The organism is Streptomyces musisoli, assembly GCF_016741855.1.
GTDB classification, from domain to species: domain Bacteria; phylum Actinomycetota; class Actinomycetes; order Streptomycetales; family Streptomycetaceae; genus Streptomyces; species Streptomyces musisoli.
Genome location: NZ_JAERRH010000008.1, coordinates 210,712 through 232,879, shown reverse-complemented (window position 1 = coordinate 232,879; position 22,168 = coordinate 210,712). Strand labels below are relative to the sequence as shown.

Below are 22,168 nucleotides of genomic sequence, written 5' to 3'. Positions count from 1 at the left end.
CGTAGCCTGCGGGTGAAGCCACACGTTCGGGCATCCGTCGGAAGCGATCGGGCATTCGGGCGGCGGGACCCACGGGATCAGGCGGAGGCGACCGACATGTACGCACCGGAACGGCAGCAGGAGATCCTCCGGCTCGCCCGTGACGGCGGCCGGGTGGACGTGCTGTCGCTGGCCGAGGAGTTCCAGGTCACGGCGGAGACGATCCGCCGCGATCTGAAGGCCCTCGACCGTGCCGGTCTCGTCCGCCGGGTGCACGGTGGTGCCATCCCGGTCGGCCGCCTCGACTTCGAGCCGGACCTCGCCGAGCGCGAGTCGACCGCCGCCGACGAGAAGGACCGCATCGCCAAGGCGGCCCTCGCCGAACTGCCGACAGAGGGCACGGTGATCCTCGACGCCGGTACGACGGTGGCCCGCCTCGCCGCCGCCATCCCGCTGGAGGCATCCCTCACCGTCGTCACGCACAGCCTGCCCATCGCCGCCCGCCTCGCCGATCACCCGGGCATCCAGCTCCACCTGATCGGGGGGCGGGTACGGCACCGCACGCGCGCTGCCGTGGACGCCTGGGCGCTTCGCGCGTACGGCGAGATCCGTGCCGACGTCCTCTTCATCGCCGCCAACGGCTTCTCCGTCGAGCACGGTCTGACCACCCCCGACCTCGCCGAGGCGGCGGTCAAGCGGGTCGCGGTCGCCGCCGCCCGCCGGGTGGTGCTGCTGGCCGACTCCGCCAAGCACGGTCAGGAGCACTTCGCCCGCTTCGGCGGCCTGGGCGACGTGGACCTGCTGATCACCGACAGCGGGCTGAGCCCGGACGACGCCGCCGCCATCGAGCGCGGCGGCACGGAAGTGGTGCGCGCATGATCCTCACCGTCACCCCCAACCCCTCCCTCGACCGCACCTACGAGGTCCCCGTCCTGGAACGCGGCGAGGTCATCCGCGCCACCGGCGAACGCGTGGACCCCGGCGGCAAGGGCGTGAACCTCTCCCGCGCCGTCGCCGCCGCCGGCCGGCGCACGGTGGCCGTCCTGCCGCTGGGCGGCGCGCCGGGAGCGGTCGTCGCCGACCTGCTCGACGCGCAGGGCATCGAGGTCGCACCGGTCCCGGTGGCCGGAGCCACCCGCTCCAACATCGCGCTCGCGGAGTCCGACGGAGTGCTCACGAAGATCAACGCCCCGGGCCCGGAACTGTCCGCGAAGGAACAGGAACTGTTCCTGGAAGCGGTCCGTGACCAGTCGCGCGACGCCGACTGGATCGCGTGCTGCGGCAGCCTGCCCCGGGGGCTCGCGCCCTCGTGGTACGCCGAAGTCGTCAGCCGGGCGCACGCCGAGGGCGTACGCATCGCACTGGACACCTCGGGGCCTGCGCTCCTGGAGGCGCTCCGCGCGCGGCCCGACGTGGTGAAGCCGAACGCCGAGGAACTCGCGGAAGCCGTCGCGCGCCCCCTGGCGACGGTGGGCGACGCCCTCAAGGCGGCCGAGGAGGTGCGCGCGATGGGCGCACACGTCGTGCTCGCGAGCCTGGGCGCCGACGGCCAGCTGCTGGTGTCGGACGCCGGCGCGTGGTTCGGCAGCGCGCGCGTGTCCGCCGTCCGCAGCAACGTCGGTGCCGGCGACGCCTCCCTGGCCGGTTTCCTCATCGCCGGCGGCAACGGTCCGAAGGCCCTCGCCTCCGCCGTCGCCCACGGCGCCGCCGCCGTCCGGCTCCCCGGCAGCGTGATGCCGACCCCCGCCGATCTCAACCCCACGGCCGTGACCGTCACGACGGACATCCCCCTCGACCGCGAACTGACGGAGCCGGCGCCATGACGGCCCCCACGGCACCCGGCACACCTCCCCCCACGGCGCACGGTGCGGCCACCCCGGCCGCGCCAGGGCCCACCGCTCCCCTCAACACCCCCGTCCCCACCCCCGCCCACCCCGCTCCCCGGGCGGTACGCGTGCAGAGGAGCCCGCGATGAGCGACATGATCACCGCGGATCTGGTCGACCTCGACCTGTCCGCCGACACCAAGGAAGCGGCGGCCCGTGCCCTCGCCGAGCGCATGGTGGCCCAGGGCCGGGTGACCGACCTGGAGGGTTTCCTCGCCGACGTGGCCGCCCGCGAGGCACAGATGCCGACCGGCCTCGACGGCGGTATCGGCATCCCGCACTGCCGTAGCGCCCATGTCACCGAACCGACCCTCGCCTTCGGCCGCAGCGCCGCCGGTATCGACTTCGGCGCGGCGGACGGCCCGGCCGATCTGATCTTCCTGATCGCGGCACCCGCCGGCGCCGACGACGCCCACCTGACGATCCTCTCCTCCCTCGCCCGTCAGCTGATGAACGCCGAGTTCACCTCCGCGCTGCGGGCGGCGGGCGACGCGGGGACGGCCGCGGCGCTGATCCGGGGGGATGCGACGCCGTCGGACCTGGAGGCGCGGAGCGCCGCCGCGGGCGCCGACGGCGCCCCGGACGCCGGGGGCGCGCCGGAAGCCGCCGCCGCTCAGGGCGCCGCGGGCGCCGCGGGCCCCTCCGAAGACACCGCCGCGGCGCCGGTGGCGGCCTCCGCCGGTGCCGCGGCGGGCAGTACGGCGCGCACACCGGACGCGAACGCTGAAGTCGCGGCCGCAGAGGACGTGAGCGCAGAGGACGTGAGCGCCGAGGAGGTGAGCGCCGAGGACGCGGGCGCCGAGGACGGGAGGGCCGCACGCGCGGACGTTCAGGACGCCGGCGGGCGCCCCTTCCGTGTCGTCGCCGTCACGTCCTGCCCGACCGGCATCGCCCACACCTACATGGCGGCCGAGTCCCTGGAGAGCGCAGGCCGCGAGGCGGGCGTCGAACTGGTCGTCGAGACGCAGGGCTCGGCCGGCTTCACCCGGCTGGACCGGGCGGTGATCGCGGCGGCGGACGGCGTGATCTTCGCCCACGATGTCGCCGTGCGCGACAAGGACCGCTTCGCCGGCAAGCCGATCGTCGACGTGGGCGTGAAGGCGGGCATCAACCGCCCCGCCGAACTCATCGCGGAGGTCCGGGACAAGGCGGCGCGCGGCGAGGTGAGCGCCCCGGCGCACGCGTCGGCCGGCACGCCGGTGGAGCGCGCTGGCGACTCCACCGAGGGCTACGGCACCAAGCTCCGCAAGTGGCTGATGTCCGGCGTCAGCTACATGGTCCCCTTCGTCGCCGCCGGCGGGCTGCTCATCGCCCTGGGCTTCGCGATCGGCGGCTGGCAGGTCAACAAGGCACCGTCGGTCATGGACCACTTCCTGTGGACGCAGACCGACAGCTGGGGCGCCCTGCTCTTCCAGATCGGCGGCGTCGCCTTCAAGTTCCTCGTCCCGGTCCTGGCCGGCTACATCGCCTACGGCATGGCCGACCGGCCCGGCCTCGTCCCCGGCTTCGTGGGCGGCGCGATCGCCCTGGACATCAACGCGGGCTTCCTCGGCGGCCTGGCGGCCGGTCTGATCGCCGGCGGCGTGGTGATGGCGGTCCAGCGGGTGCGGATACCCCCGGCGCTGCGCGGCATCATGCCCGTGGTGGTGATCCCGCTGATCTCCTCGGCGATCGTCGGCTTCCTGATGCTCGTCGTGATCGGCAAGCCCATCGCCTCCGCCCAGAAGGGCCTCACGGACTGGCTGGGCGGCCTCACCGGCGCCAACGCCGTCCTGCTGGGCGCCCTGCTCGGCCTGATGATGTGCTTCGACCTGGGCGGCCCGGTCAACAAGGTCGCCTACACCTTCGCCACCGCCGGCATCGCCGTCTCCGACCCCAGCGACTCCGCCATGAAGATCATGGCCGCGGTGATGGCGGCCGGCATGGTCCCGCCGCTGGCGATGGCCCTGGCCACCACCGTGCGCGGCAGGCTGTTCACCCCGGCCGAGCGTGAGAACGGCAAGGCCGCCTGGGTCCTGGGCGCGTCCTTCATCTCCGAGGGCGCGATCCCGTTCGCGGCGGCCGACCCGCTGCGGGTCATCCCGTCCTCCATGGTGGGCGGCGCGCTCACCGGCGCCCTGTCGATGGCCTTCGGCGCCACCCTGCGGGCCCCGCACGGCGGCATCTTCGTGGTCCCGCTGATCGGCAACCCCTTCCTCTACCTTGTCGCCATCGCGGCCGGCGTCTGCGCCACCACGGCCCTGGTGGTGCTCCTCAAAGGGATGCGCGGGCAGAGCCCCGTACCCACGGCCACCGACCCGGCCACCCCGGCGAAGGAGACCAGGCAGCCGATAGCGGCCTGACCACAGGACCACCACGGCGCCTTGTCCCTTTAGTTCGCTGTGAGTTGTTCACGCCACCTGCGAGATACGTCACGGTCCGGGACCGAAGTCCCGGACCGTGGTGTGTACTGGGGCCTATGCCTGAGCACGCCCCGACACTCCAGCTGATCGGCGTGGCCGTCCTCGCCGTGGCGGCCGTCGCGTGGACCGGCGTCCTGGTGCGCCTGCTGCGTCGTACGAGCCCCCAGGCCACCGCCCGGCGCCCCGCGGCGCCGCTCCCGGCCCTGCCGCGCCAGACTCGGGTCGGCCCCCCGCAGGAGTCCGTCGAGCTGACTCCCGCGGAACAGGACGCGTTCGCGGGCCTGGTACGACGACTCGCCAACGGCTGACGCCGAAGACGCTCGGCCGGCATCGGCGAGACGCGGGACGCCCCGGACCCGGCGGACACGGGACGTGCCCCGGCCCTGCCCGAGGGGTCACCCCTGCCGCGCCGCGCGCCGTTCCATCGCGTCCCGGGCCGCGTCCTCCGACAGGTACACCTCGCACATGTGCCGCCCGTCGGGCGTCGCCGTGTGCTCGACCTCCCACAAGGAGACCTCGCTGCCGTCCGGCAGCAGGAAGGCGTGCTGGTACAGCGTGTAGCTCAGCCCCGTCCGCCCGGCCCGCGCGGGCCGGCCGAACGCCTGCGTGATCTCGTACGCGGTGGCCGTCGCCAGCAGCGCCGCCGTCTCCGCGCCGGGACGGTCGGGGTTCTCCGCGCGGCGCAGCAGCCGGCGCCCGTGGTCCGCGGAGTCGTCGGAGACGAACACGTGCCGGGGCTCGGGGATCGCCCACAGCCGCATCAGCGAGGGCAGTTCGAAGTCCTGGGTGTCCGGGAGGAGCCCAAGCCGTCCCGTGGCGGTCTGCAGCTCCTCCTCGTCGGCGTACACCTCGTGCTCCGGGGCGCTGCCGGGCGCGGTGTTGTGCACGAGTTCCCACAGGGTGACCGCCGAGCCGTCGGCCAGCAGCCAGGTGTGCCGGTACGTCTCACGGTGCAGTCCCGCGCTGTGATAGGCGGAGTGCAGCGAACTGTCGTGCACCAGCACGCAGTCGAGGCGCCGTATCACTTCGTCAGGCAGCTCGAAGGAGTTCAGGGCACGGCCGAGGAGTCGCGCGAGATGCTCCTCCGGAGACTCGGGCGACTCGGCTGGTTCGTACGCTGCGGTCTCGTACGGAACGCTCAAGGCTTCTCCCGGCGTTGCTGCATGTCACCTTGTGGGTGCATACCGTAGCCCCTCGGTCGGACATCATGTCCGGGAACCGAGAAAACGTACGCCGGGAAAACGCGCGGGCCGCGCGAGAAGTTCCCGCGCGGCCCGTTCTCCTGTCAAAAGCCGCCGGTCAGGCGACACTTCCCGCGGTCCAGGCGCTCCACGACATGTTCCATCCGTTGAGGCCGTTGTCGGGGGCGACGGTCTTGTCGGGGGAGTTCTTCACGATCACGACGTCCCCGATGAGCGAGTTGTCGTAGAACCACTTGGCCGACGTGTCGCCCTGCGCTCCCTGCACGTCCGCGAGGCCGACGCAGCCGTGGCTGGTGCCCTCCCGTCCGAACGGCGGGTTGCCCTGGTTGTACCAGTAGTTTCCGTGGATGAACGTCCCGGACGACGTCAGCCGCATCGCGTGCGGCACGTCCGCGATGTCGTACTCGCCGCCGAAGCCGACCGTCGAGCCGTTCATGCGCGTCTGCACGAACTTCTCCGAGATCACCATCTGCCCGTTGTACGTGGTGTGCTGCGGGCTGCCCGCCGAGATCGGCACCGACTTGAGGGTCTTGCCGTCCCGCACGACCGTCATGGTCTGCGTATTGACGTCGACCGTGGAGACCTGCGACCGCCCGACGGTGAAGGAGACGGTCTTCTTCTGCACCCCGTAGGCGCCCTTCGCGCCCTCGACCCCGTCCAGGTCGATGTTCATCGTGACCTTGGAGCCGGCCTTCCAGTAGTCCTGCGGCCGGAAGTCCAGCCGCTGGTTGCCGAACCAGTGCCCGACCACCTGCTGGCCACTGCTGGTGTTGACCGTGATGTGCGACTGCACGGCCTTCTTGTCGGTGATCGCCTTGTCGAAGGTGAACGACACCGGCATGCCCACGCCGACCGTCGCGCCGTTGTCCGGCGTGTAGGTGCCGATGAAGCTGTTCGCCGAGGAGACGGTGGTGAAGATGGAATTCGCCGCCGCCGTGCGCCCCTCGGAGTCCTTCGCGGTCGCGGCTATCTGGTACTTCGTGCCCCGCTCCAGCTGCTCCTTCGGCTTCCAGGTGCTGCCGTCCGCGGATATCGCCCCGGGCACGGCCTGCCCCGACCCCGACTCGGTCATCTTCACCTCGGTCAGCTTGCCGTCGCTGACCTTCACCCCGGTGGCGTTGATGGACGCCCCGGTGGAACCGTCCTTGGCCGAGATCGCGATCTTCGCCGTCGACGTCTTCGGGGAGTTCTTGCCGCCCTTGCCGTCGTCGTTGTTCGCGTTGGCGCTGCCGCCACAGGCGGTCAGGGTGAGGGCGCCGACCATCAGGGCGGCACAGGCCCCCAGTGCGCGCCGCGCTGCAATGTCCGGCGTTGTCACGGGCTGCTCCAGGTTCGTGTGGTGTGGGTGATCCGTTCCGCTGCGTGAAGAAAGAGGGCGCGGACGCGGGAGAAGGTTCCCTGGAAGTCCGATGAACGCCATCACGTGACAGAACCGCGACAATCCACATCCGTCGGCGACCCGTCGCACCCGCACCCCTTCCCCAACCCCGCGCGGACGCACCGCCCCCGACCGCCGTGCCTACGGTCGGCTCGTCCCGTACAGCTCCTCGTACGACGGCCACGTCCCGCCCGGCCCGTCGGCCGGCTCCGCGGCGCGTACGGCCCGTACGATCGCCCGCGTCACCAGGTCCGCGCCGGCGGCCAGGATGTCGTTGAGCGCCAGGGGGTGTGAGTCGAGCGGGCGGGCGCCGGTCGCCAGCGCGAACACCGTGTCCCCGTCGTGCAGCAGGTGCACCGGCCGCACCGCGCGCGCGATCCCGTCGTGCGCCGTGCCGGCCAGCTTCTGCGCCTGCGCCTTGGACAGGCCGGCGTCCGTCGCGACCACCGCCAGCGTCGTGTTGAGCGGCGGCGGGGCGTTTCGGGTGGCCGCCTCGTCGAGGCGCCGGCACGCGGCCGCGTGCACGCGTTCCTCCGGGTACTCCACCCGCCCCTGCGACAACTCCCCGTACAGCACCCCCGTCTCGGGGGCCATCGCGGACCCCGCGGCGTTCGCGACCACCAGCGCCGCCACCGTGATCCCCGCGTCGAGCACCGTACTCGCGGTGCCCACCCCGCCCTTGAGCCGTCCGACGACGGCGCCCGTGCCGGCGCCCACGCAGCCCTCCGGTACCGGCGCGCCCGCCGCGCCCGCCGCCGCGGCCTCCACCGCGGCACGTCCCGTCGCCGCGTCGGGGCGCGCGCGGAAGTCCCCGCCGCGCCCCAGGTCGAAGACGCACGCGGCGGGCACCACCGGTACGACGTGCGCCGGATCCACTCCCACCGGCACGCCACGCCCGTGCTCCTCCAGCCAGGCCATCACCCCGGACGCCGCGTCGAGCCCGTACGCGCTGCCTCCGGTCAGCACGACCGCGTCGATCCTCTGCACGACGTTGCGCGGGTCTAGCGCGTCGGTCTCCTTGGTGCCGGGGCCGCCGCCGCGTACGTCCACGGCGGCGACGGCACCGCCCTCGGGCGCGAGCACGACCGTGGTGCCGGTGAGCCAGCCGTCGCCGCGGCGCGTGGCGTGCCCCACCCGCAGTCCGGCGACATCCGTCAATGCGTCAGCTGTCATGCACGTCAGTCTGGCCCAGCCCGGCGCTCCTCTTCGAAGGACTCAGCCGGCCGAGGCGGTGGCGCTCGCCGCGCGCTGCCGGCCGGCCATGCGCGCCGTCAAAATCACCCCGACCACCACCGCGGCCGCGGACACGAGTCCCGCCGCAAGCACCGCCCAGTCGCCGAGGAAGGTGCAGCAGATCACCAGCAGGGCCGTGACCGGCAGCACCAGTTGCTGGGCGAGGCCCACCTTGAAGTGGCGCGAGTGCAGGACCCACACGGTCAGCAGGTACAGAGCCGTCGGCAGGGTGACGGCGGCCGAGGCGGACAGGGTGGAGATGTGCGCCTTGCCGACCGCCTGTTCCACGGACACCTCCAGCCCCGCGCCGATCGCCGCCGCCGAGGCGAAGACCAGATAGTGGCCGTAGCCCCAGATGAACGCCCGCCCGCTGGTGCGCAGGTGACCGTGGATGGGGACCACGAAGTAGATCCACCACGCGGAGAAGACGATCAGCAGCCCGCCCGCCGCGATGGGCAGCAGTTCGGCCAGCGCGTCGTGCTCGTCCACGGCCGACTTCACGGCGACCGTGGCCGAGGCGATCGTCTCGCCGAGCACGATGATCGTGAACAGGCCGTAGCGTTCGGCGATGTGGTGCGGGTGCCAGGAGGTCTCGTGGTCCTTCTCGGCGTAGAGCGGCACGCACAGTTCCGCGACGGCCATCACGAGGAACACCCAGAGCCGCGCGGGCTCCGGCAGCACCACCAGCCCCAGCCAGCCCACCTGGCACAGCAGCACGCCGCGCGCGTACCGCAGTGCCGTGGTCCTCTCCGCGCCCGTGGCCGACCCCGCGACCCTCAGCCACTGCGCGGCCATGGCCAGCCGCATGATCACATAGCCGAGCCAGACCAGCAGGAAGTCGTGATCCGTGAAGGCCTTGGAGATGCCGGCCGCCAGGACCAGGACGCCGGCGATCTGCACCAGGGTGACGACCCGGTAGAGCACGTCGTCGTTGTCGTACGCCGAGGCGAACCAGCTGAAGTTCATCCACGCCCACCAGATGGCGAAGAAGGCCATCGCGTAGTTGAGGATGCCGTCGGCGGCGTGTCCCTCCGTGACGGCGTGCACCAGTTGCACGCCCGCCTGCGACACCGCCACGACGAAGCACAGATCGAAGAACAGCTCCAGCGGGGATGCGACGCGGTGCGCCTCGTCGCGCCCACGCGCGGTGAGCCGTCGGACGGGGCCTGAGGGCTGTGGCGCGCCCGAGGGGGCCGGCGCCTGACCGGAACTCGACGTCATGGTTCCCAGCACAGCAGAAAACCGCCACAAAATCTTGTGAACGGATTCACAAGGGTCCAGGGGGGTGAAGGGACCGGGTAAGACCCAGGTCAGACGGCCTTTGCCGGCGCTCGTACCGGTGAGGTCCCGCCCTTCCGGGGAACCGTCGGCCGGTGCCGGGGGAGAGCACTCCGCCTGGGCGCCGCGGCGCGAGCCGTACTCTGGGGGCATGAGCACCGCCCCCGAACCCGAGCCGCGCGCCCCGAAGCCCGCGCTGGTCTTCGACGACCCGCTGGACCAGCAGTCCTCGGACGACACCGACCGCGGGTGGGGCGACCGCGCGGACGGCGACAGCGCCGCCGACCTGAAGCGCTTCCTCGACGAGAAGCCGCCCCACCACCTCTGAGCCGTCCGCGCGAGCGCCGCTAGCGCTCGTCGTGCCCGGAGCCCCGCTGTGCGACCAGCGCGTCGCGGATCTCCTTGAGCACCTCCAGCTCGGTCACCTCGATGACCTCCTTGGTGCCCTCCCGCGCCGCCTTCCGCGCCGCCTGCCGGGCCAGGTACTTCGACATCGGCAGGACCATCAGGAAGTACACCACCGCCGCGGTGATCACGAAGGTGAGCGTGGCGCCCAGGACGGACCCCCACATGATCGGCACACCGCTCTTGACCGTGCCGTCCGCGGCCACCTCGCACGGGTCCTTCAGGCAGGAGCTGTAGTTGTCGAGGTTCTGCGTGCCGATCGCTCCGACCAGCGGGTTGATGATCCCCTTCACCAACGAGTTGACGATGTTCGTGAAGGCCGCGCCGATGACGACCGCGACCGCCAGATCGACGACGTTGCCGCGCATCAGGAAGGCCTTGAAGCCCTGCCAGACGCTCGCGTCCTTCTTCGCGTCCTTCTTCGCGCTCACCTGGGGGACTCTCCTCGCATGCACAGGGTGTGGAACAAAACGCTCCGCAACCTACGGCACGATGCGGCCGTTGTGTCCAATCCCGTAGCACGATCGAGGCACTTGACGGCAAGTCGCCGCGAGACCGCGTGAGTTGGTTCAGCACAGCGTCACCGCCAGGCGGGCTGTGGTACTCGCGCCGACCAGCCGGGCCGCCGTGGCCCGCGGCGCCGACAGCACCACCAGCGCCCCGCTGCCGGCCGCGGCGTCCAGCGGCTCCGGCACCTTCGTCACCCGCACGCCGCGCGCGAGGACCCGGGCGTCGCCGCCGGTGGACGGGTCCTCCGCGGCGATGACGTCGACGCGGTCACCGGGCCGGAGCAGCCGCACCGTGGCGGCGTCGGCGATGCGCACCGGCGCCGTCACCAGGTCGGCCGCCGCGGGCCGTCGTACGGGTTGCGCGATCCGGTGGCCCCGGGGCCGCTCCGCGCCGTGCGGTTCCGTCCCGCCGCGGGGTCCCGCGGCCACGAGCGCCGCCGCGGTCACCGCGAGGCCGGCCGCGATGGCCCGCCTGCGCCGCCGTACGAGCCGCTGGAGCCGGTACCGCCCGCCGCGCACCCGCACCGGATCGAACGGGGGTACCTCGCAGGTCGCCGGGGCGTCCGTGCCCGGCGGGCGCGGCAGACGGAAGGGAGGCGGAGGCTGGGGGCGAGCGGGCGGGCGAGGGGGAGGGGGGAGCGAGGAGGGGGCCGGGGCCGACGAGGGCGAAGGCATGGGAATCACCGCCTGCGACGAGGAATTCGGCTTGCGGTGCCACGATGGGGCCTCGCGCCGGATCCCGCCGGAGCCGGTGGATCACCGAGGGATTGTGGATAACTCGCTCACCCGAACGGGAAGTTCCGCAGGGTGTCCCACGCACCGCATCGCAGGGTGTCCCGTCCGGACTCCCCCCCCCCGAGGTTCCGGCCGAAGCGGCTCTCCTCCCCGCTCCGGCCCCTGATCAGCCCCGCCTGCGCCAAGGCAGCGAAGCCCCGGAACCGTACGGCCGCCGTTTGGGCCACAGCAGCCGGAGCCCCGGAACCGTAGGGCCGCCGCTTGGGCCACGGCAGCCGAAGCCCCATAGCCGTGCGACCTCCCCGGACGCGCCACGGCAGCCGGAGTCCCGGAACCGTACGGCCGCCCGCTTGCGCTACGGCAGTGGGAATCCCGGGTCCATCCCGCCGAGCGCGTTCGTGCAGAGGCAGTCCCGTGCTGCCGTCTCCGGCAGCGCGGCCACCGCGTCGAACAGCACGCCGCGCAGCCGGTCCACGTTGGCCGCGAAGACCCGGAGCACCTCCTCGTGCGAGACGCCCTCCCCGGTCTCGGCGCCCGCGTCGAGGTCGGTGACCAGGTTCAGCGACGTGTAGCAAAGCTCCAGCTCACGGGCGAGCGCCGCCTCCGGGTGGCCGGTCATGCCCACCACCGACCAGCCCTGCGCCTGGTGCCACAGCGACTCGGCGCGCGTCGAGAAACGCGGTCCCTCGACCACCACCAGCGTGCCGCCGTCCACCGGCTCCCAGTCCCGTCCGCGGGCGGCCTTCAGCGCGGCGGCCCGCCCGGCGGGGCAGTAGGGGTCGGCCACGGACACGTGCACGACGCTCGGCACGGTGCCGTCGGGCAGCGGCAGCCCGTCGAAGTACGTCTGCGCCCTGGACTTCGTGCGGTCCACCAGCTGGTCCGGCACGAGCAGGGTGCCCGGCCCGTACTCGGGTCGCAGTCCGCCCACCGCGCACGGGCCCAGGACCTGCCGCACTCCGACCGAGCGCAGGGCCCACAGGTTGGCGCGGTAGTTGATGCGGTGCGGCGGCAGATGGTGGCCACGGCCGTGCCGGGGCAGGAAGGCGACCCGCCGGCCGGCGACCTCACCGAGGAAGAGGGAGTCACTGGGCGCCCCGTACGGGGTGTCCACCTGGATCTCGGTCACGTCGTCGAGGAAGGAGTAGAAACCCGAACCGCCGATTACGCCGATCTCTGCGTTGGCCATGACCAGCACACTAGCGGGCCGCGAAACCGCTGCGGGAGCCGGTGCGGGAGAACGCCGAAGACCCTGCCGTCGTACGACGGCAGGGTCCGGGTGAGAGTTCTCAGGCGGCGGAGCTGCTGCTGGTGGCGCTGCTGCTGGCGGAGCTCGTCGAGGACGAGGACGTCGTCGAGGACGCCTTCGAGTCGGACGAGGAGCCGGCCGGCTTCGACGCCGGGGTGCTGCTCGACGTGGAACCGCGGGAATCGTTGCGGTAGAACCCCGAGCCCTTGAAGACGATGCCGACCGCGGAGAACACCTTCTTCAGGCGGCCCTGGCAGCTCGGGCATTCGGTCAGGGCGTCGTCGGTGAACTTCTGCACCGCCTCAAGGCCCTCGCCGCACTCGGTGCACTGGTACTGGTAGGTCGGCACTGTCTTCCTCCTGGCACTCTCACTCAATGAGTGCTAACGATGGTCCATAGTGACGTATTCCCGGGGATCAGTCCACCGTCACCGGGACGCGGTGACCGACGCCACGCGCGACCGTGCGGTTCCGCTGCTGCGCCACGAGCCGCGATCGCAGTGCCACCAGGGTCACCAGCGCGAGCACGGTGCCGGCCATCGGCACCAGGAACCCGGCGCCGTCCCACAGCCGGTCCTCCAGCTGCCCGGAGACCGTGACGGCGGCGGCCTGGCCGAGCGCGACCGCGCCGGTCAGCCAGGTGAAGGCCTCGGTGCGGGCGCCGGCCGGGACCAGGCCCTCGACCAGCGTGTAACCCGTGATCAGCGACGGCGCGATGCACATGCCGACCAGCAGGCCGAGAGCCGCGAGCAGCAGCACCGAGTGGGCCGTCCACAGGGCGGACGCCACCAGGGCGAGTGCCGCGTAGCCGACGACCAGGCGCTTCTGCGGGGCCACCTTCCAGGCGATGGCACCGCAGGCGATGCCGGACAGCATGTTCCCGGCGGCGAAGACGCCGTACAGGACGCCGTTCAGGCCGGGCTCGCCGATCGACTCCGTGAAGGCCGCGAGCGAGACCTGCATGCCGCCGAAGACCGAACCGATGCCCAGGAAGGTCACGACGAGCACGCGCACGCCCGGGACCCGCAGGGCCGAGGTGTGCTCCACGCGCGCGTGCCCGCTGCCGGGACCGACCGGCGGCTGCGTGCTCTTCTGCGCGGCGAACAGCAGACCGCCCACGAGGGTCAGCGCGCCCTCCGTGACCAGGCCCGCGGCCGGCGTCACGGTGGTGCACAGCGCGGTCGCCAGCAGCGGACCGAAGACGAAGGTCAGCTCGTCCGTGACCGACTCGAACGCCGCAGCGGTGGTCATCAGGGGCGAGCCCTGGAGCTTCACGCCCCAGCGCGCACGCACCATCGGGCCGACCTGCGGCACCGAGGCGCCGGTCGGGACGGCCGCCAGGAACAGCGCCCACAGGGGCGCGTGCGCCAGCGCGAGCGCGGTCAGGGACAGGCCGGAGACCGTGTGCACCAGGACGCCGGGGATCAGCACGGCGCGCTGGCCGTAGCGGTCGGCGAGGCGGCCGCTGTACGGGGCGAACAGCGCCATGGAGACGCCGGTGGCGGCCGCGGCGGCGCCCGCGGCGCCGTACGAGCCGGTGGTGTGCTGGACGAGCAGCACGATCGAGATGGTGAGCATCGCGAACGGCTGGCGCGCCGCGAAGCCGGGGAGCAGGAACGTCCAGGCGCCGCGGGTGCGCAGCAGCTGTCCGTATCCCGGGCGGGTCGATGCCGACGGGTTCTCCGCCGACTCGGTGGTGACCGTGGACGCCACGGCCCGTGCCTTTCTTCCACCTGGTAGCGCGCCCGTGCGGGGGCGCCGAGAGCTGTCCTCTTGCGCAGAACTGCGGTAGATACCGGTCGCTACAGAGGGCGTTCCGGCCGCCATACGGTCGCGCCAGCTCTGCATCAGGCAGAGTTGGTTCGATCAGGGTGCCTTGATACTACAGGGGCCAAGAGCTTGTGCACCTGTGAAAATGAGCACCGCCCGGCCTGTTCGCCTGTGATTGGCCCGGGTGTGAATCGTGCGAAATGCCCATGTAACGCGTACGTTCCCAGCTCGCGCACCCCTCGCCGAGACACGCCCCCGCGATGCCCGGCCGGCCACGCCCCCGCGCACCCCTCGCCGACCCACACCCCCGCGATGCCCGGCCCGGCCCCGTCCCCGCGACGTCCGGCCCGGCCCCGTCCCCGCGACGTCCGGCCCCGCCCGCGCGCACGGTCCCGCCCCCGGCCACCCGGTCTCAGCGCCCGCCGCCCGCCCCGTTCGTGCCGAGCCAGCCCGCCAGCTTGCCGCCGTGGGCCACCGCGCGCAGCCGGCGTTCGGCCGCGTCGCGCACCGGATCGGTGGCGACGACCAGCAGCTCGTCGCCGCGCCGCAGCACCGTCGAGGGCAGGGGCACGAACGATTCGTTCTCGCGGACGACCAGGGTGACGGCCGCACCGGGCGGCAGCCGCAGCTCGCTGACCTCCACGCCGTGCATCCGTGAGCCCTCGGGGATGGAGACGGACAGCAGGTGGCCGCGCAGCCGCTCCAGGGGTGCCGACTCGATGCCGAGGTCCGAGGCCTCGCCCTTCTCGCCCAGCCGCAGGGTGCGCGCCAGCCAGGGCAGGGTCGGCCCCTGGACGAGGGTGTAGACGACGACCAGGACGAAGACGATGTTGAAGATGCGGCGGCTGCCGGCGACGCCGTTCACCATGGGGATGGTCGCCAGGATGATGGGCACGGCGCCGCGCAGCCCGGCCCACGACATGAGGGTCTGCTCCTGCCAGGGCACCCGGAACGGCGCCAGGCTGAGCACCACGCTCAGCGGCCGGGCCACCATGGTCAGCGCCAGCCCGATGACCAGGGCGGGCCAGACGTCGTCGCCCAGCTCGTGCGGGGTGACCAGGAGGCCGAGCACGACGAACATGCCGATCTGCGCGATCCAGCCGAGCCCCTCGGCGAAGCCGCGGGTGGCGGGCCAGTGGGGGAGCCGGGCGTTGCCGAGCACCATCGAGGCCAGGTAGACGGCCAGGAAGCCGCTGCCGTGCGCCAGGGAGCCGGCGGCGTAGGCGGTGACGGCGATCGCGAGCACGGCGATCGGGTAGAGGCCGGACGCGGGCAGCGCCACGTGCTTGAGCCCCCAGGAGCCGAACCAGCCGACCGCGAGTCCCATGGCCGCACCGATGGCCAGCTCCAGGAGGATCTCGCCCAGCAGGACGTACCAGTGCTCCACCGGGCCGGCCGTGGAGAAGGCGACGACCAGGATGACCACGGGGGCGTCGTTGAAGCCGGATTCCGCCTCCAGCGTGCCCGTCACGCGCGCGGGGAGCGGGACCTTGCGGAGCACCGAGAAGACCGCCGCCGCGTCCGTCGAGGACACCACCGCGCCGATGATGAGCGCCTGCCGCCATTCCAGCCCGACCAGATAGTGCGCGCCCGCGGCGGTGACGCCCACGCTGATGGCGACGCCCACCGTGGCGAGCACCGCGGCGGACGCCAGGACCGGCCGGATCTCCTTCCACTTCGTGCCCAGGCCGCCCTCGGCGAGGATCACGACCAGGGCCGCGTATCCCATGACCTGGGTCACTTCGGCGCTGTTGAACTGGATGTCCCCGACGCCGTCCTGGCCCATGAGGATGCCGATCCCCAGGTACACGAGCAGGCTGGGGAGCCCGCTGCGCGAGGAGATCCGGACGGCCGCGACGGCGACGAGCAGGACGACGGAGCAGATGAGCAGCAGCTGGTTGAGGTGGTGAACAGTCAGCGGGCGTTCCTCCTCGGGTCTGAGCCGGGGATCTCCGGTTACTTCGTTACCTTACCTAACTCTTGACGCTTTCTTGACGTTCGTCAGGGCAAGATCGAACGCTCGTGCGCGCTGGTTCCCGACTCCGCGTCAAGCGGGAGAGGGCCCTGCGCCTATGGTTGCTCCAGCGCTCATTCAAAGTCACAGCCCGACCTGCCGCTCGCGTTAGGACAGCAAGGACAGCGATGCCCCCCAACACCACCGCCACAACGGGTGACACCGCCACCACGGGTGCCACGTCCGTCAAGTCCGGCAGGAAAAAGGGGCGCAAAGCCCGACTGATCGTGCTTGTACTGGTCCTCGCCATCATCGGCGGCATCGCCTACGGGGCGTACTGGTCGATCAGCACGGTCCGCGCCTCCTTCCCGCAGACCACCGGTTCCATCAAGCTCGACGGCCTGTCCGGACCGGTCGACGTCAAGCGGGACGGCTACGGCATTCCGCAGATCTACGCGTCGTCGGACGAGGACCTGTTCATGGCGCAGGGCTACGTCCAGGCGCAGGACCGGTTCTACGAGATGGACGTGCGCCGGCACATGACCGCCGGGCGCCTGTCGGAGATGTTCGGCAAGAGCCAGGTCGAGAACGACGAGTTCCTGCGCACCCTCGGCTGGGACCGGATCGCCCAGCAGGAGTACGACTCCAAGCTGTCGGACTCCACGAAGAAGTACCTCCAGGCCTACGCCAAGGGAGTCAATGCCTACCTCCAGGGCAAGGAAGGCAAGGACATCTCCCTGGAGTACGCGGCCCTGGGCTTCTCCAACGACTACAAGCCGGGCGAGTGGACCCCGGTCGACTCCGTCTCATGGCTGAAGGCGATGGCCTGGGACCTGCGCGGCAACATGCAGGACGAGATCGACCGCGCCCTGATGACGAGCCGGCTCGGCCCGCAGCAGATCCAGGACCTGTACCCGGCGTACCCCTACAGCCGCAACAAGCCGATCGTGCAGGACGGCCGGTACGACGAGCTGACCAAGGTCTTCCAGCAGGGCGCCGGCGCCGGCTCCACCCAGAGCACGGCCGGTGGCGCCAATACCACCCAGGGAACGACGGGCGGCACCACGGGCTCCTCCCAGGGCACGACGGGCACGACCGGCGCCTCGACGACGACCGGGACGAACCCGGGTCTCACGAGCCAGCTCGGCGGCCTCTACAAGGTCCTGGACGGCCTCCCCACGGCCGTCGGCGTGAACGGCCAGGGCATCGGCTCCAACTCCTGGGTGGTCGCCGGGAAGAACACCATCACCGGCAAGCCGCTGCTCGCCAACGACCCGCACCTGTCGGCGTCCCTGCCGTCCGTCTGGTACCAGATGGGCCTGCACTGCCGGACCGTCTCGAGCAAGTGCCAGTACGACGTCACCGGCTACACCTTTGCCGGTATGCCCGGTGTGATCATCGGCCACAACGCCAGGATCGCCTGGGGAATGACCAACTCCGGCGTCGACGTCACCGACCTCTACCTGGAGAAGGTCAGCGCGAACGGCTACCTGTACGACGGCAAGATCAAGCCCTTCAAGACCCGTGAGGAGACCATCCAGGTCGCCGGCGGCAAGGCCAAGACGATCGTCGTGCGCCAGACCCAGGACGGGATGCCGCTGCTGTCCGACCGGGACGACGAACTCGTCCAGGTCGGCAGGAAGGCCTCCGTGAACTCCGCCGCGCCCGACCGCGGTGACGGCTACGGCATCGCCCTGAGGTGGACCGCGCTCGACCCGGGCACCTCCATGGACGCCGTGTTCGCCCTCGACAAGGCCGGCGGCTGGAACGACTTCCGCGCGGCGGCGGCCCTGTTCGACGTGCCGTCGCAGAACCTGATCTACGCCAGCACGGACAACCACATCGGCTACACGCTGCCCGGCAAGATCCCCACGCGCTCCGCCAAGGACGCCGGCGCGCTCCCGGCGCCTGGCTGGGAGTCGAAGTACCGCTGGACGGGCTTCATCAAGAAGGACGAGCTGCCCTACGAGTACGACCCCGACCGCGGCTACATCGTCACCGCCAACCAGGCCGTGGTCGACCAGGCCGAGTACCCGTACACGCTCACCACCGACTGGGGCTACGGCACCCGCAGCCAGCGCATCACCGACCTGATCGAGTCCAAGATCAAGGGCGGCGGCAAGATCTCGACCGACGACATGCGGCAGATGCAGCTGGACAACAGCAGCGAGATCGCCAAGCTCCTGGTGCCCAAGCTGCTGAAGATCAACCTCGACGACCCGGAAGTCCGCCAGGCGCAGAAGCTGCTGGAGGGCTGGGACTACACCCAGGACGCCGACTCCGCGGCAGCCGCGTACTTCAACGCCGTGTGGCGCAACATCGTCAAGCTCGCCTTCGGCAACAAGCTGCCCAAGGAGGTGCGCGTCACGGGGCAGTGCCTGTGGGTCGACAAGATCGACAGCACCGGCCCGGTGGACGACGACACCAAGGTGCGCGAGTGCGGCCAGCGCGACGCCGACCAGGCGCAGCCGGACGGTGGCGACCGCTGGTTCGAGGTCGTGCGCACCCTGATGGACAAGCCCGACAGCGACTGGTGGAAGACCCCGAGGTCGGGCACCCGTCCCGCCGCGAACAACCGCGACCAGCTCTTCGCCCGGTCCATGATCGACGCCCGCTGGGAGCTGACCGCCAAGCTCGGCAAGGACATCGACACCTGGAGCTGGGGCCGGCTGCACCGGCTGTTCCTGAAGAACCAGACGCTCGGCACCGAGGGCCCCAAGGTCCTCCAGTACATCCTGAACCGCGGCCCCTGGAAGCTCAGCGGCGGCGAGGCGACGGTGAACGCGAGCGGCTGGAACGCCGCCGGCGGCTACAACGTCGTCTGGGTTCCGTCGATGCGGATGGTCGTCAACCTCGCCGACCTCGACAAGTCCAAGTGGATCAACCTGTCCGGCGCCTCCGGGCACGCGTTCAACGCGCACTACACGGACCAGACGGGCAAGTGGGCCAACGGCGAGCTGCTGCCCTGGTCGTTCTCGGGCAAGGCGGTGGACGGGAGCACGAGCGACACCCTCGTCCTCGAGCCCTGATCCTTCCCGGCACCTCCGGCGGCCCGGGACTCCGGACGGCCCACCACTGAAACGGCCCTCCACGCGCGCGTGGAGGGCCGTTTCGCATGCGGGGGCGCGAGCCGGGACGACGAAGGGTGCGGGGCTCCCGGTCAGGCCCCGGGGAAGCGGCGCACGGCGGAGGGTGTCACCACCGCGTGCACCGGCTTGTCGTGCGCCTCCGCCGGTACGCGCGCGACGACCTCGCTGTCGTACAGCAGCACCACGAGCCGGGGATGCGCGCCCGCGCGCTCCAGCCGGGCCAGCACACGGTCGTAGGACCCGCCCCCGCGGCCCAGGCGCATCCCGCGCGCGTCCACCGCGAGTCCGGGCAGCAGGACGACGTCCGCGGCCGTCACGGCGTCCGGGCCGAGGCGCGTGCCGGAGGGTTCGAAAAGCGCCATTTTTCTGGGGTGTTCGACCTTCGCGAGGGAGTCCGGGCCGGTGTACTCGCCCCAGTCCAGATCGTTGTCGGGCAGGAGGGCGGGCAGCAGGACGCGCACGCCCCGCGCGCGCAGCGCCTCCAGCAGCGCGAGCGTGCCCGGTTCGCTTCCCACCGAGACGTACGCCGCCACCGTGCGCCCATGCGCCAGCTCGGGCAGCTCCAAGGCGCGTTCCGCCAGCGCACGGCCCGCTTCGCGGACGTCATCCGCCGTCCACCTGCCCCTCACCCCGAGGAGCTGTTGTCGCAACATGCGCTTGTCAGGCTCGCCTGAACGTCCGACGTGTTCCACTGGTCGTTCTCGCACCCTTCTTAATGCAGGTCATATGAGGGTCAACCATCCGGAGCCACAGAAATGCAGCAAAGGCACCGGATATGGTGGCGGGCATGACTCAGTCCCACCCCAGGATCAGCAAGGCTGTCATTCCCGCAGCCGGTCTCGGCACCCGGTTCCTGCCGGCGACGAAGGCCACTCCCAAGGAGATGCTGCCCGTCGTCGACAAGCCGGCGATCCAGTACGTGGTCGAGGAGGCCGTGTCTGCGGGGCTCGATGACGTCCTTATGATCACCGGGCGCAACAAGCGGCCGCTCGAGGACCATTTCGACCGCAATTACGAGCTGGAATCGGCGCTCCAGAAGAAGGGTGACGCCGCCCGGCTCGCGAAAGTGCAGCAGTCGAGCGACCTGGCCACCATGCACTACGTGCGCCAGGGCGACCCCAGGGGACTCGGTCATGCCGTGCTGTGCGCCGCTCCGCACGTCGGCCACGAGCCGTTCGCCGTTCTTCTCGGAGACGACCTGATCGATCCGCGGGACCCGCTGCTGCGGCGCATGATCGAGGTGCAGGAGCAGCACGGCGGCAGCGTGGTCGCCCTCATGGAGGTCACGCCCGAGCAGATCCACCTCTACGGCTGCGCGGCGGTGGAGGCCACCGCCGACGGTGACGTGGTGAAGGTGACCGGACTGGTCGAGAAGCCGGACGCGGCGGACGCCCCGTCCAACTACGCGATCATCGGCCGTTATGTCCTCGACCCGCACATCTTCGGTGTCCTGCGCACCACCGAGCCGGGCCGCGGCGGCGAGATCCAGCTCACCGACGCCCTCCAGCAGCTCGCGCAGGACGAGAAGGTCGGCGGCCCCGTGCACGGCGTCGTCTTCAAGGGCCGCCGTTATGACACCGGAGACCGTGGCGACTATCTGCGTGCCATTGTCAGACTCGCGTGCGAACGTGAAGACCTGGGTCCTGACTTCCGGGCCTGGCTTCGCAGTTACGTAGCCGAGGAGATGCAGCAATCTTGAGCAGCGCCGTGACCCGCCCCGCCGGCCCGGACGACCTGTGGTCGGTGGACGACCACCTGGAGGACATCCTCTCGACCGTCCGCCCCCTCGAACCCATCGAGCTGCAACTGCTCGACGCCCAGGGCTGCGTCCTGGTCGACGACGTCACGGTGCCGGTGTCCCTGCCGCCGTTCGACAACAGCTCCATGGACGGGTACGCGGTGCGGGTCACGGACGTCGAGGGCGCCGGCGAGGAGTTCCCGGCCGTCCTGGAGGTCGTCGGGGACGTCGCGGCCGGCGCGGCCGATCCGGTGCGGGTCGGCCCCGGGCAGGCCGCGCGCATCATGACCGGCGCGCCGCTGCCGCCCGGCGCCGAGGCCGTCGTCCCCGTCGAGTGGACCGACGGCGGGCTCGGCGAGGGCCCGGTGAGCGGCATGCGGGCGCGCAGCCTGGCTCCCGAGGGAGCCGAGGGGCACGTGCACGTGTACCGCTCAGCCGAGGCGGGCGCGCACGTGCGGGCCAAGGGCAGCGACGTGCGGGCCGGCGACCGGGCCCTGGAGGCCGGGACGATCCTCGGCCCGCCCCAGATCGCGCTGCTCGCCGCGATCGGCCGCGGCACGGTACGCGTGCGTCCGCGCCCGCGCGTGGTCGTCCTGTCCACCGGCAGCGAGCTCGTGCAGCCCGGCGAGCAGCTGGCCACGGGCCAGATCTACGACTCCAACAGCTTCTCCCTCACCGCCGCCGCGCGGGACGCGGGCGCCATCGCCTACCGGGTGGGCGCCGTCGCCGACGACGCCGAGACCCTCCGCTCCACCATCGAGGACCAGCTCATCCGCGCGGACCTGCTGGTGACCACCGGCGGGGTCAGCGTGGGGGCGTACGACGTCGTCAAGGAGGCGCTGTCGTACGTCGGCGACGAGGACGTGGCGGGAAGCGGTGTCGACTTCCGCAAGCTCGCGATGCAGCCCGGCAAGCCCCAGGGCTTCGGTTCCATCGGGCCCGACCACACTCCGCTGCTGGCCCTGCCCGGCAACCCGGTGTCGTCGTACGTCTCCTTCGAGCTGTTCGTGCGCCCCGCCATCCGTGCCCTGATGGGCCTCACGGACCTGCACCGGCCCCGCGCGCGGGCCGCCCTGAAGGCGGACGAGGCACTCCGCTCGCCCAAGGGGCGCCGGCAGTTCCTGCGCGGGGCGTACACCGAGGGCGAGGTGACGCCCGTCGGCGGGACCGGTTCCCATCTGGTCGCGGCGCTGGCGCAGGCCGACGCGCTGATCGTCGTCCCCGAGGACGTGGAGTGCGTCGAGCCGGGCAGCGAGGTCGAGGTCGTGCTGCTCGGCTGACGCACGCGCGCGTACCCGTCCGCAGGACGATCCTGGTCCGCTGCGCGCGTCGGCTTGGCGGTAGCGTGTCGCGCACAGCAGGC

The 22,168-nt window shown here is 71.7% G+C and carries 19 protein-coding genes; 8 read left to right on the top strand and 11 right to left on the bottom strand.

The window, feature by feature from the left end; all coding sequences use genetic code 11:
• Positions 1-96 precede the first annotated feature (96 nt).
• The 4 genes from JK361_RS22415 (at position 97) to JK361_RS22400 (ending at position 4,574) form a co-directional block, all read left to right on the top strand.
• Positions 97-858 (top strand): DeoR/GlpR family DNA-binding transcription regulator, encoded by a 762-nt coding sequence (locus tag JK361_RS22415; RefSeq protein ID WP_201821080.1) that lies wholly within the window; start codon positions 97-99, stop codon positions 856-858.
• Positions 855-1,802: a 1-phosphofructokinase gene (gene pfkB / locus JK361_RS22410; protein WP_201821078.1), complete on the top strand. Its 948-nt coding sequence runs from the start codon at positions 855-857 to the stop codon at positions 1,800-1,802. The genes JK361_RS22415 and pfkB overlap by 4 nt, the downstream gene beginning before the upstream one ends.
• Before the next feature lie 148 nt (positions 1,803-1,950).
• Complete coding sequence (locus JK361_RS22405) at positions 1,951-4,206, top strand: PTS fructose transporter subunit IIABC (protein ID WP_201821077.1); 2,256 nt, start codon at positions 1,951-1,953, stop codon at positions 4,204-4,206.
• Positions 4,207-4,322: 116 nt separating this feature from the next.
• Positions 4,323-4,574, top strand: coding sequence for a hypothetical protein (locus JK361_RS22400; protein WP_201821076.1), 252 nt, complete (start codon positions 4,323-4,325; stop codon positions 4,572-4,574).
• 87 nt (positions 4,575-4,661) lie between these two features.
• Here the strand turns inward: JK361_RS22400 and JK361_RS22395 are convergent, their stop codons facing one another.
• The 4 genes from JK361_RS22395 to JK361_RS22380 all read right to left on the bottom strand — a co-directional run bounded on the left by JK361_RS22395 (position 4,662) and on the right by JK361_RS22380 (position 9,300).
• Positions 4,662-5,408: a DUF6227 family protein gene (locus JK361_RS22395; protein ID WP_201821075.1), complete on the bottom strand. Its 747-nt coding sequence runs from the start codon at positions 5,406-5,408 to the stop codon at positions 4,662-4,664.
• A 157-nt stretch (positions 5,409-5,565) separates the two neighbouring features.
• Entirely contained in the window at positions 5,566-6,786 is a 1,221-nt protein-coding gene (locus tag JK361_RS22390) for a L,D-transpeptidase (protein ID WP_201821074.1), read from the bottom strand.
• Positions 6,787-6,987: 201 nt separating this feature from the next.
• Entirely contained in the window at positions 6,988-8,019 is a 1,032-nt protein-coding gene (locus JK361_RS22385; RefSeq protein WP_201821073.1) for a P1 family peptidase, read from the bottom strand.
• A gap of 42 nt (positions 8,020-8,061) precedes the next feature.
• Positions 8,062-9,300 (bottom strand): low temperature requirement protein A, encoded by a 1,239-nt coding sequence (locus JK361_RS22380; RefSeq protein ID WP_201821070.1) that lies wholly within the window; start codon positions 9,298-9,300, stop codon positions 8,062-8,064.
• Positions 9,301-9,508: 208 nt separating this feature from the next.
• Here JK361_RS22380 and JK361_RS22375 point away from each other — a divergent pair, with 208 nt between their 5' ends.
• Positions 9,509-9,685 carry a hypothetical protein gene (locus JK361_RS22375; protein WP_201821068.1) on the top strand — a complete coding sequence of 59 codons (177 nt, stop codon included), beginning with the start codon at positions 9,509-9,511 and terminating at the stop codon, positions 9,683-9,685.
• A 19-nt stretch (positions 9,686-9,704) separates the two neighbouring features.
• Here JK361_RS22375 and mscL read toward each other — a convergent pair whose 3' ends face one another.
• From mscL to JK361_RS22345, 6 genes are all read right to left on the bottom strand, one after another.
• Entirely contained in the window at positions 9,705-10,193 is a 489-nt protein-coding gene (mscL, locus tag JK361_RS22370) for a large conductance mechanosensitive channel protein MscL (RefSeq protein WP_285440312.1), read from the bottom strand.
• 138 nt (positions 10,194-10,331) lie between these two features.
• On the bottom strand, positions 10,332-10,790 hold the full coding sequence (locus JK361_RS22365) for a hypothetical protein (RefSeq protein ID WP_372448731.1): 459 nt from the start codon (positions 10,788-10,790) through the stop codon (positions 10,332-10,334).
• A gap of 571 nt (positions 10,791-11,361) precedes the next feature.
• On the bottom strand, positions 11,362-12,195 hold the full coding sequence (locus JK361_RS22360; protein ID WP_201821066.1) for an S-methyl-5'-thioadenosine phosphorylase: 834 nt from the start codon (positions 12,193-12,195) through the stop codon (positions 11,362-11,364).
• Between the two features lie 100 nt (positions 12,196-12,295).
• On the bottom strand, positions 12,296-12,604 hold the full coding sequence (locus tag JK361_RS22355; RefSeq protein WP_201821064.1) for an FmdB family zinc ribbon protein: 309 nt from the start codon (positions 12,602-12,604) through the stop codon (positions 12,296-12,298).
• Between the two features lie 67 nt (positions 12,605-12,671).
• A complete protein-coding gene (locus tag JK361_RS22350) occupies positions 12,672-13,967 on the bottom strand; it encodes an MFS transporter (RefSeq protein WP_201821062.1) in 1,296 nt (431 codons plus the stop codon).
• Between the two features lie 469 nt (positions 13,968-14,436).
• Positions 14,437-15,942 carry a potassium/proton antiporter gene (locus JK361_RS22345; RefSeq protein WP_201821345.1) on the bottom strand — a complete coding sequence of 502 codons (1,506 nt, stop codon included), beginning with the start codon at positions 15,940-15,942 and terminating at the stop codon, positions 14,437-14,439.
• 224 nt (positions 15,943-16,166) lie between these two features.
• On the opposite strand from JK361_RS22345, the gene JK361_RS22340 reads away from it, so the two are divergent.
• Positions 16,167-19,007 carry a penicillin acylase family protein gene (locus tag JK361_RS22340; RefSeq protein ID WP_201821060.1) on the top strand — a complete coding sequence of 947 codons (2,841 nt, stop codon included), beginning with the start codon at positions 16,167-16,169 and terminating at the stop codon, positions 19,005-19,007.
• Positions 19,008-19,138: 131 nt separating this feature from the next.
• Here JK361_RS22340 and JK361_RS22335 read toward each other — a convergent pair whose 3' ends face one another.
• Positions 19,139-19,720: a 5-formyltetrahydrofolate cyclo-ligase gene (locus JK361_RS22335; protein ID WP_201821059.1), complete on the bottom strand. Its 582-nt coding sequence runs from the start codon at positions 19,718-19,720 to the stop codon at positions 19,139-19,141.
• A 134-nt stretch (positions 19,721-19,854) separates the two neighbouring features.
• Here JK361_RS22335 and galU point away from each other — a divergent pair, with 134 nt between their 5' ends.
• Both galU and glp read left to right on the top strand, forming a co-directional pair.
• Complete coding sequence (galU, locus tag JK361_RS22330) at positions 19,855-20,766, top strand: UTP--glucose-1-phosphate uridylyltransferase GalU (protein ID WP_201821057.1); 912 nt, start codon at positions 19,855-19,857, stop codon at positions 20,764-20,766.
• The gene (gene glp, locus JK361_RS22325; RefSeq protein WP_201821055.1) at positions 20,763-22,085 is read left to right on the top strand and encodes a molybdotransferase-like divisome protein Glp; all 1,323 of its coding nucleotides are present in this window, start codon (positions 20,763-20,765) and stop codon (positions 22,083-22,085) included. Before galU ends, glp begins: the two co-directional genes overlap by 4 nt.
• Positions 22,086-22,168 lie beyond the last annotated feature (83 nt).

Excerpts from the sequence above, each read along its gene's own strand:
- JK361_RS22335 (WP_201821059.1), bottom strand. The coding sequence starts at position 19,720 with ATGTTGCGACAACAGCTCCTCGGGGTGAGGGGCAGGTGGACGGCGGAT.
- galU (WP_201821057.1), top strand. The coding sequence starts at position 19,855 with ATGACTCAGTCCCACCCCAGGATCAGCAAGGCTGTCATTCCCGCAGCC.
- JK361_RS22385 (WP_201821073.1), bottom strand. The coding sequence starts at position 8,019 with ATGACAGCTGACGCATTGACGGATGTCGCCGGACTGCGGGTGGGGCAC.
- JK361_RS22360 (WP_201821066.1), bottom strand. The coding sequence starts at position 12,195 with ATGGCCAACGCAGAGATCGGCGTAATCGGCGGTTCGGGTTTCTACTCC.
- JK361_RS22400 (WP_201821076.1), top strand. The coding sequence starts at position 4,323 with ATGCCTGAGCACGCCCCGACACTCCAGCTGATCGGCGTGGCCGTCCTC.
- JK361_RS22375 (WP_201821068.1), top strand. The coding sequence starts at position 9,509 with ATGAGCACCGCCCCCGAACCCGAGCCGCGCGCCCCGAAGCCCGCGCTG.
- JK361_RS22340 (WP_201821060.1), top strand. The coding sequence starts at position 16,167 with ATGCCCCCCAACACCACCGCCACAACGGGTGACACCGCCACCACGGGT.
- pfkB (WP_201821078.1), top strand. The coding sequence starts at position 855 with ATGATCCTCACCGTCACCCCCAACCCCTCCCTCGACCGCACCTACGAG.
- JK361_RS22415 (WP_201821080.1), top strand. The coding sequence starts at position 97 with ATGTACGCACCGGAACGGCAGCAGGAGATCCTCCGGCTCGCCCGTGAC.
- JK361_RS22380 (WP_201821070.1), bottom strand. The coding sequence starts at position 9,300 with ATGACGTCGAGTTCCGGTCAGGCGCCGGCCCCCTCGGGCGCGCCACAG.
- JK361_RS22405 (WP_201821077.1), top strand. The coding sequence starts at position 1,951 with ATGAGCGACATGATCACCGCGGATCTGGTCGACCTCGACCTGTCCGCC.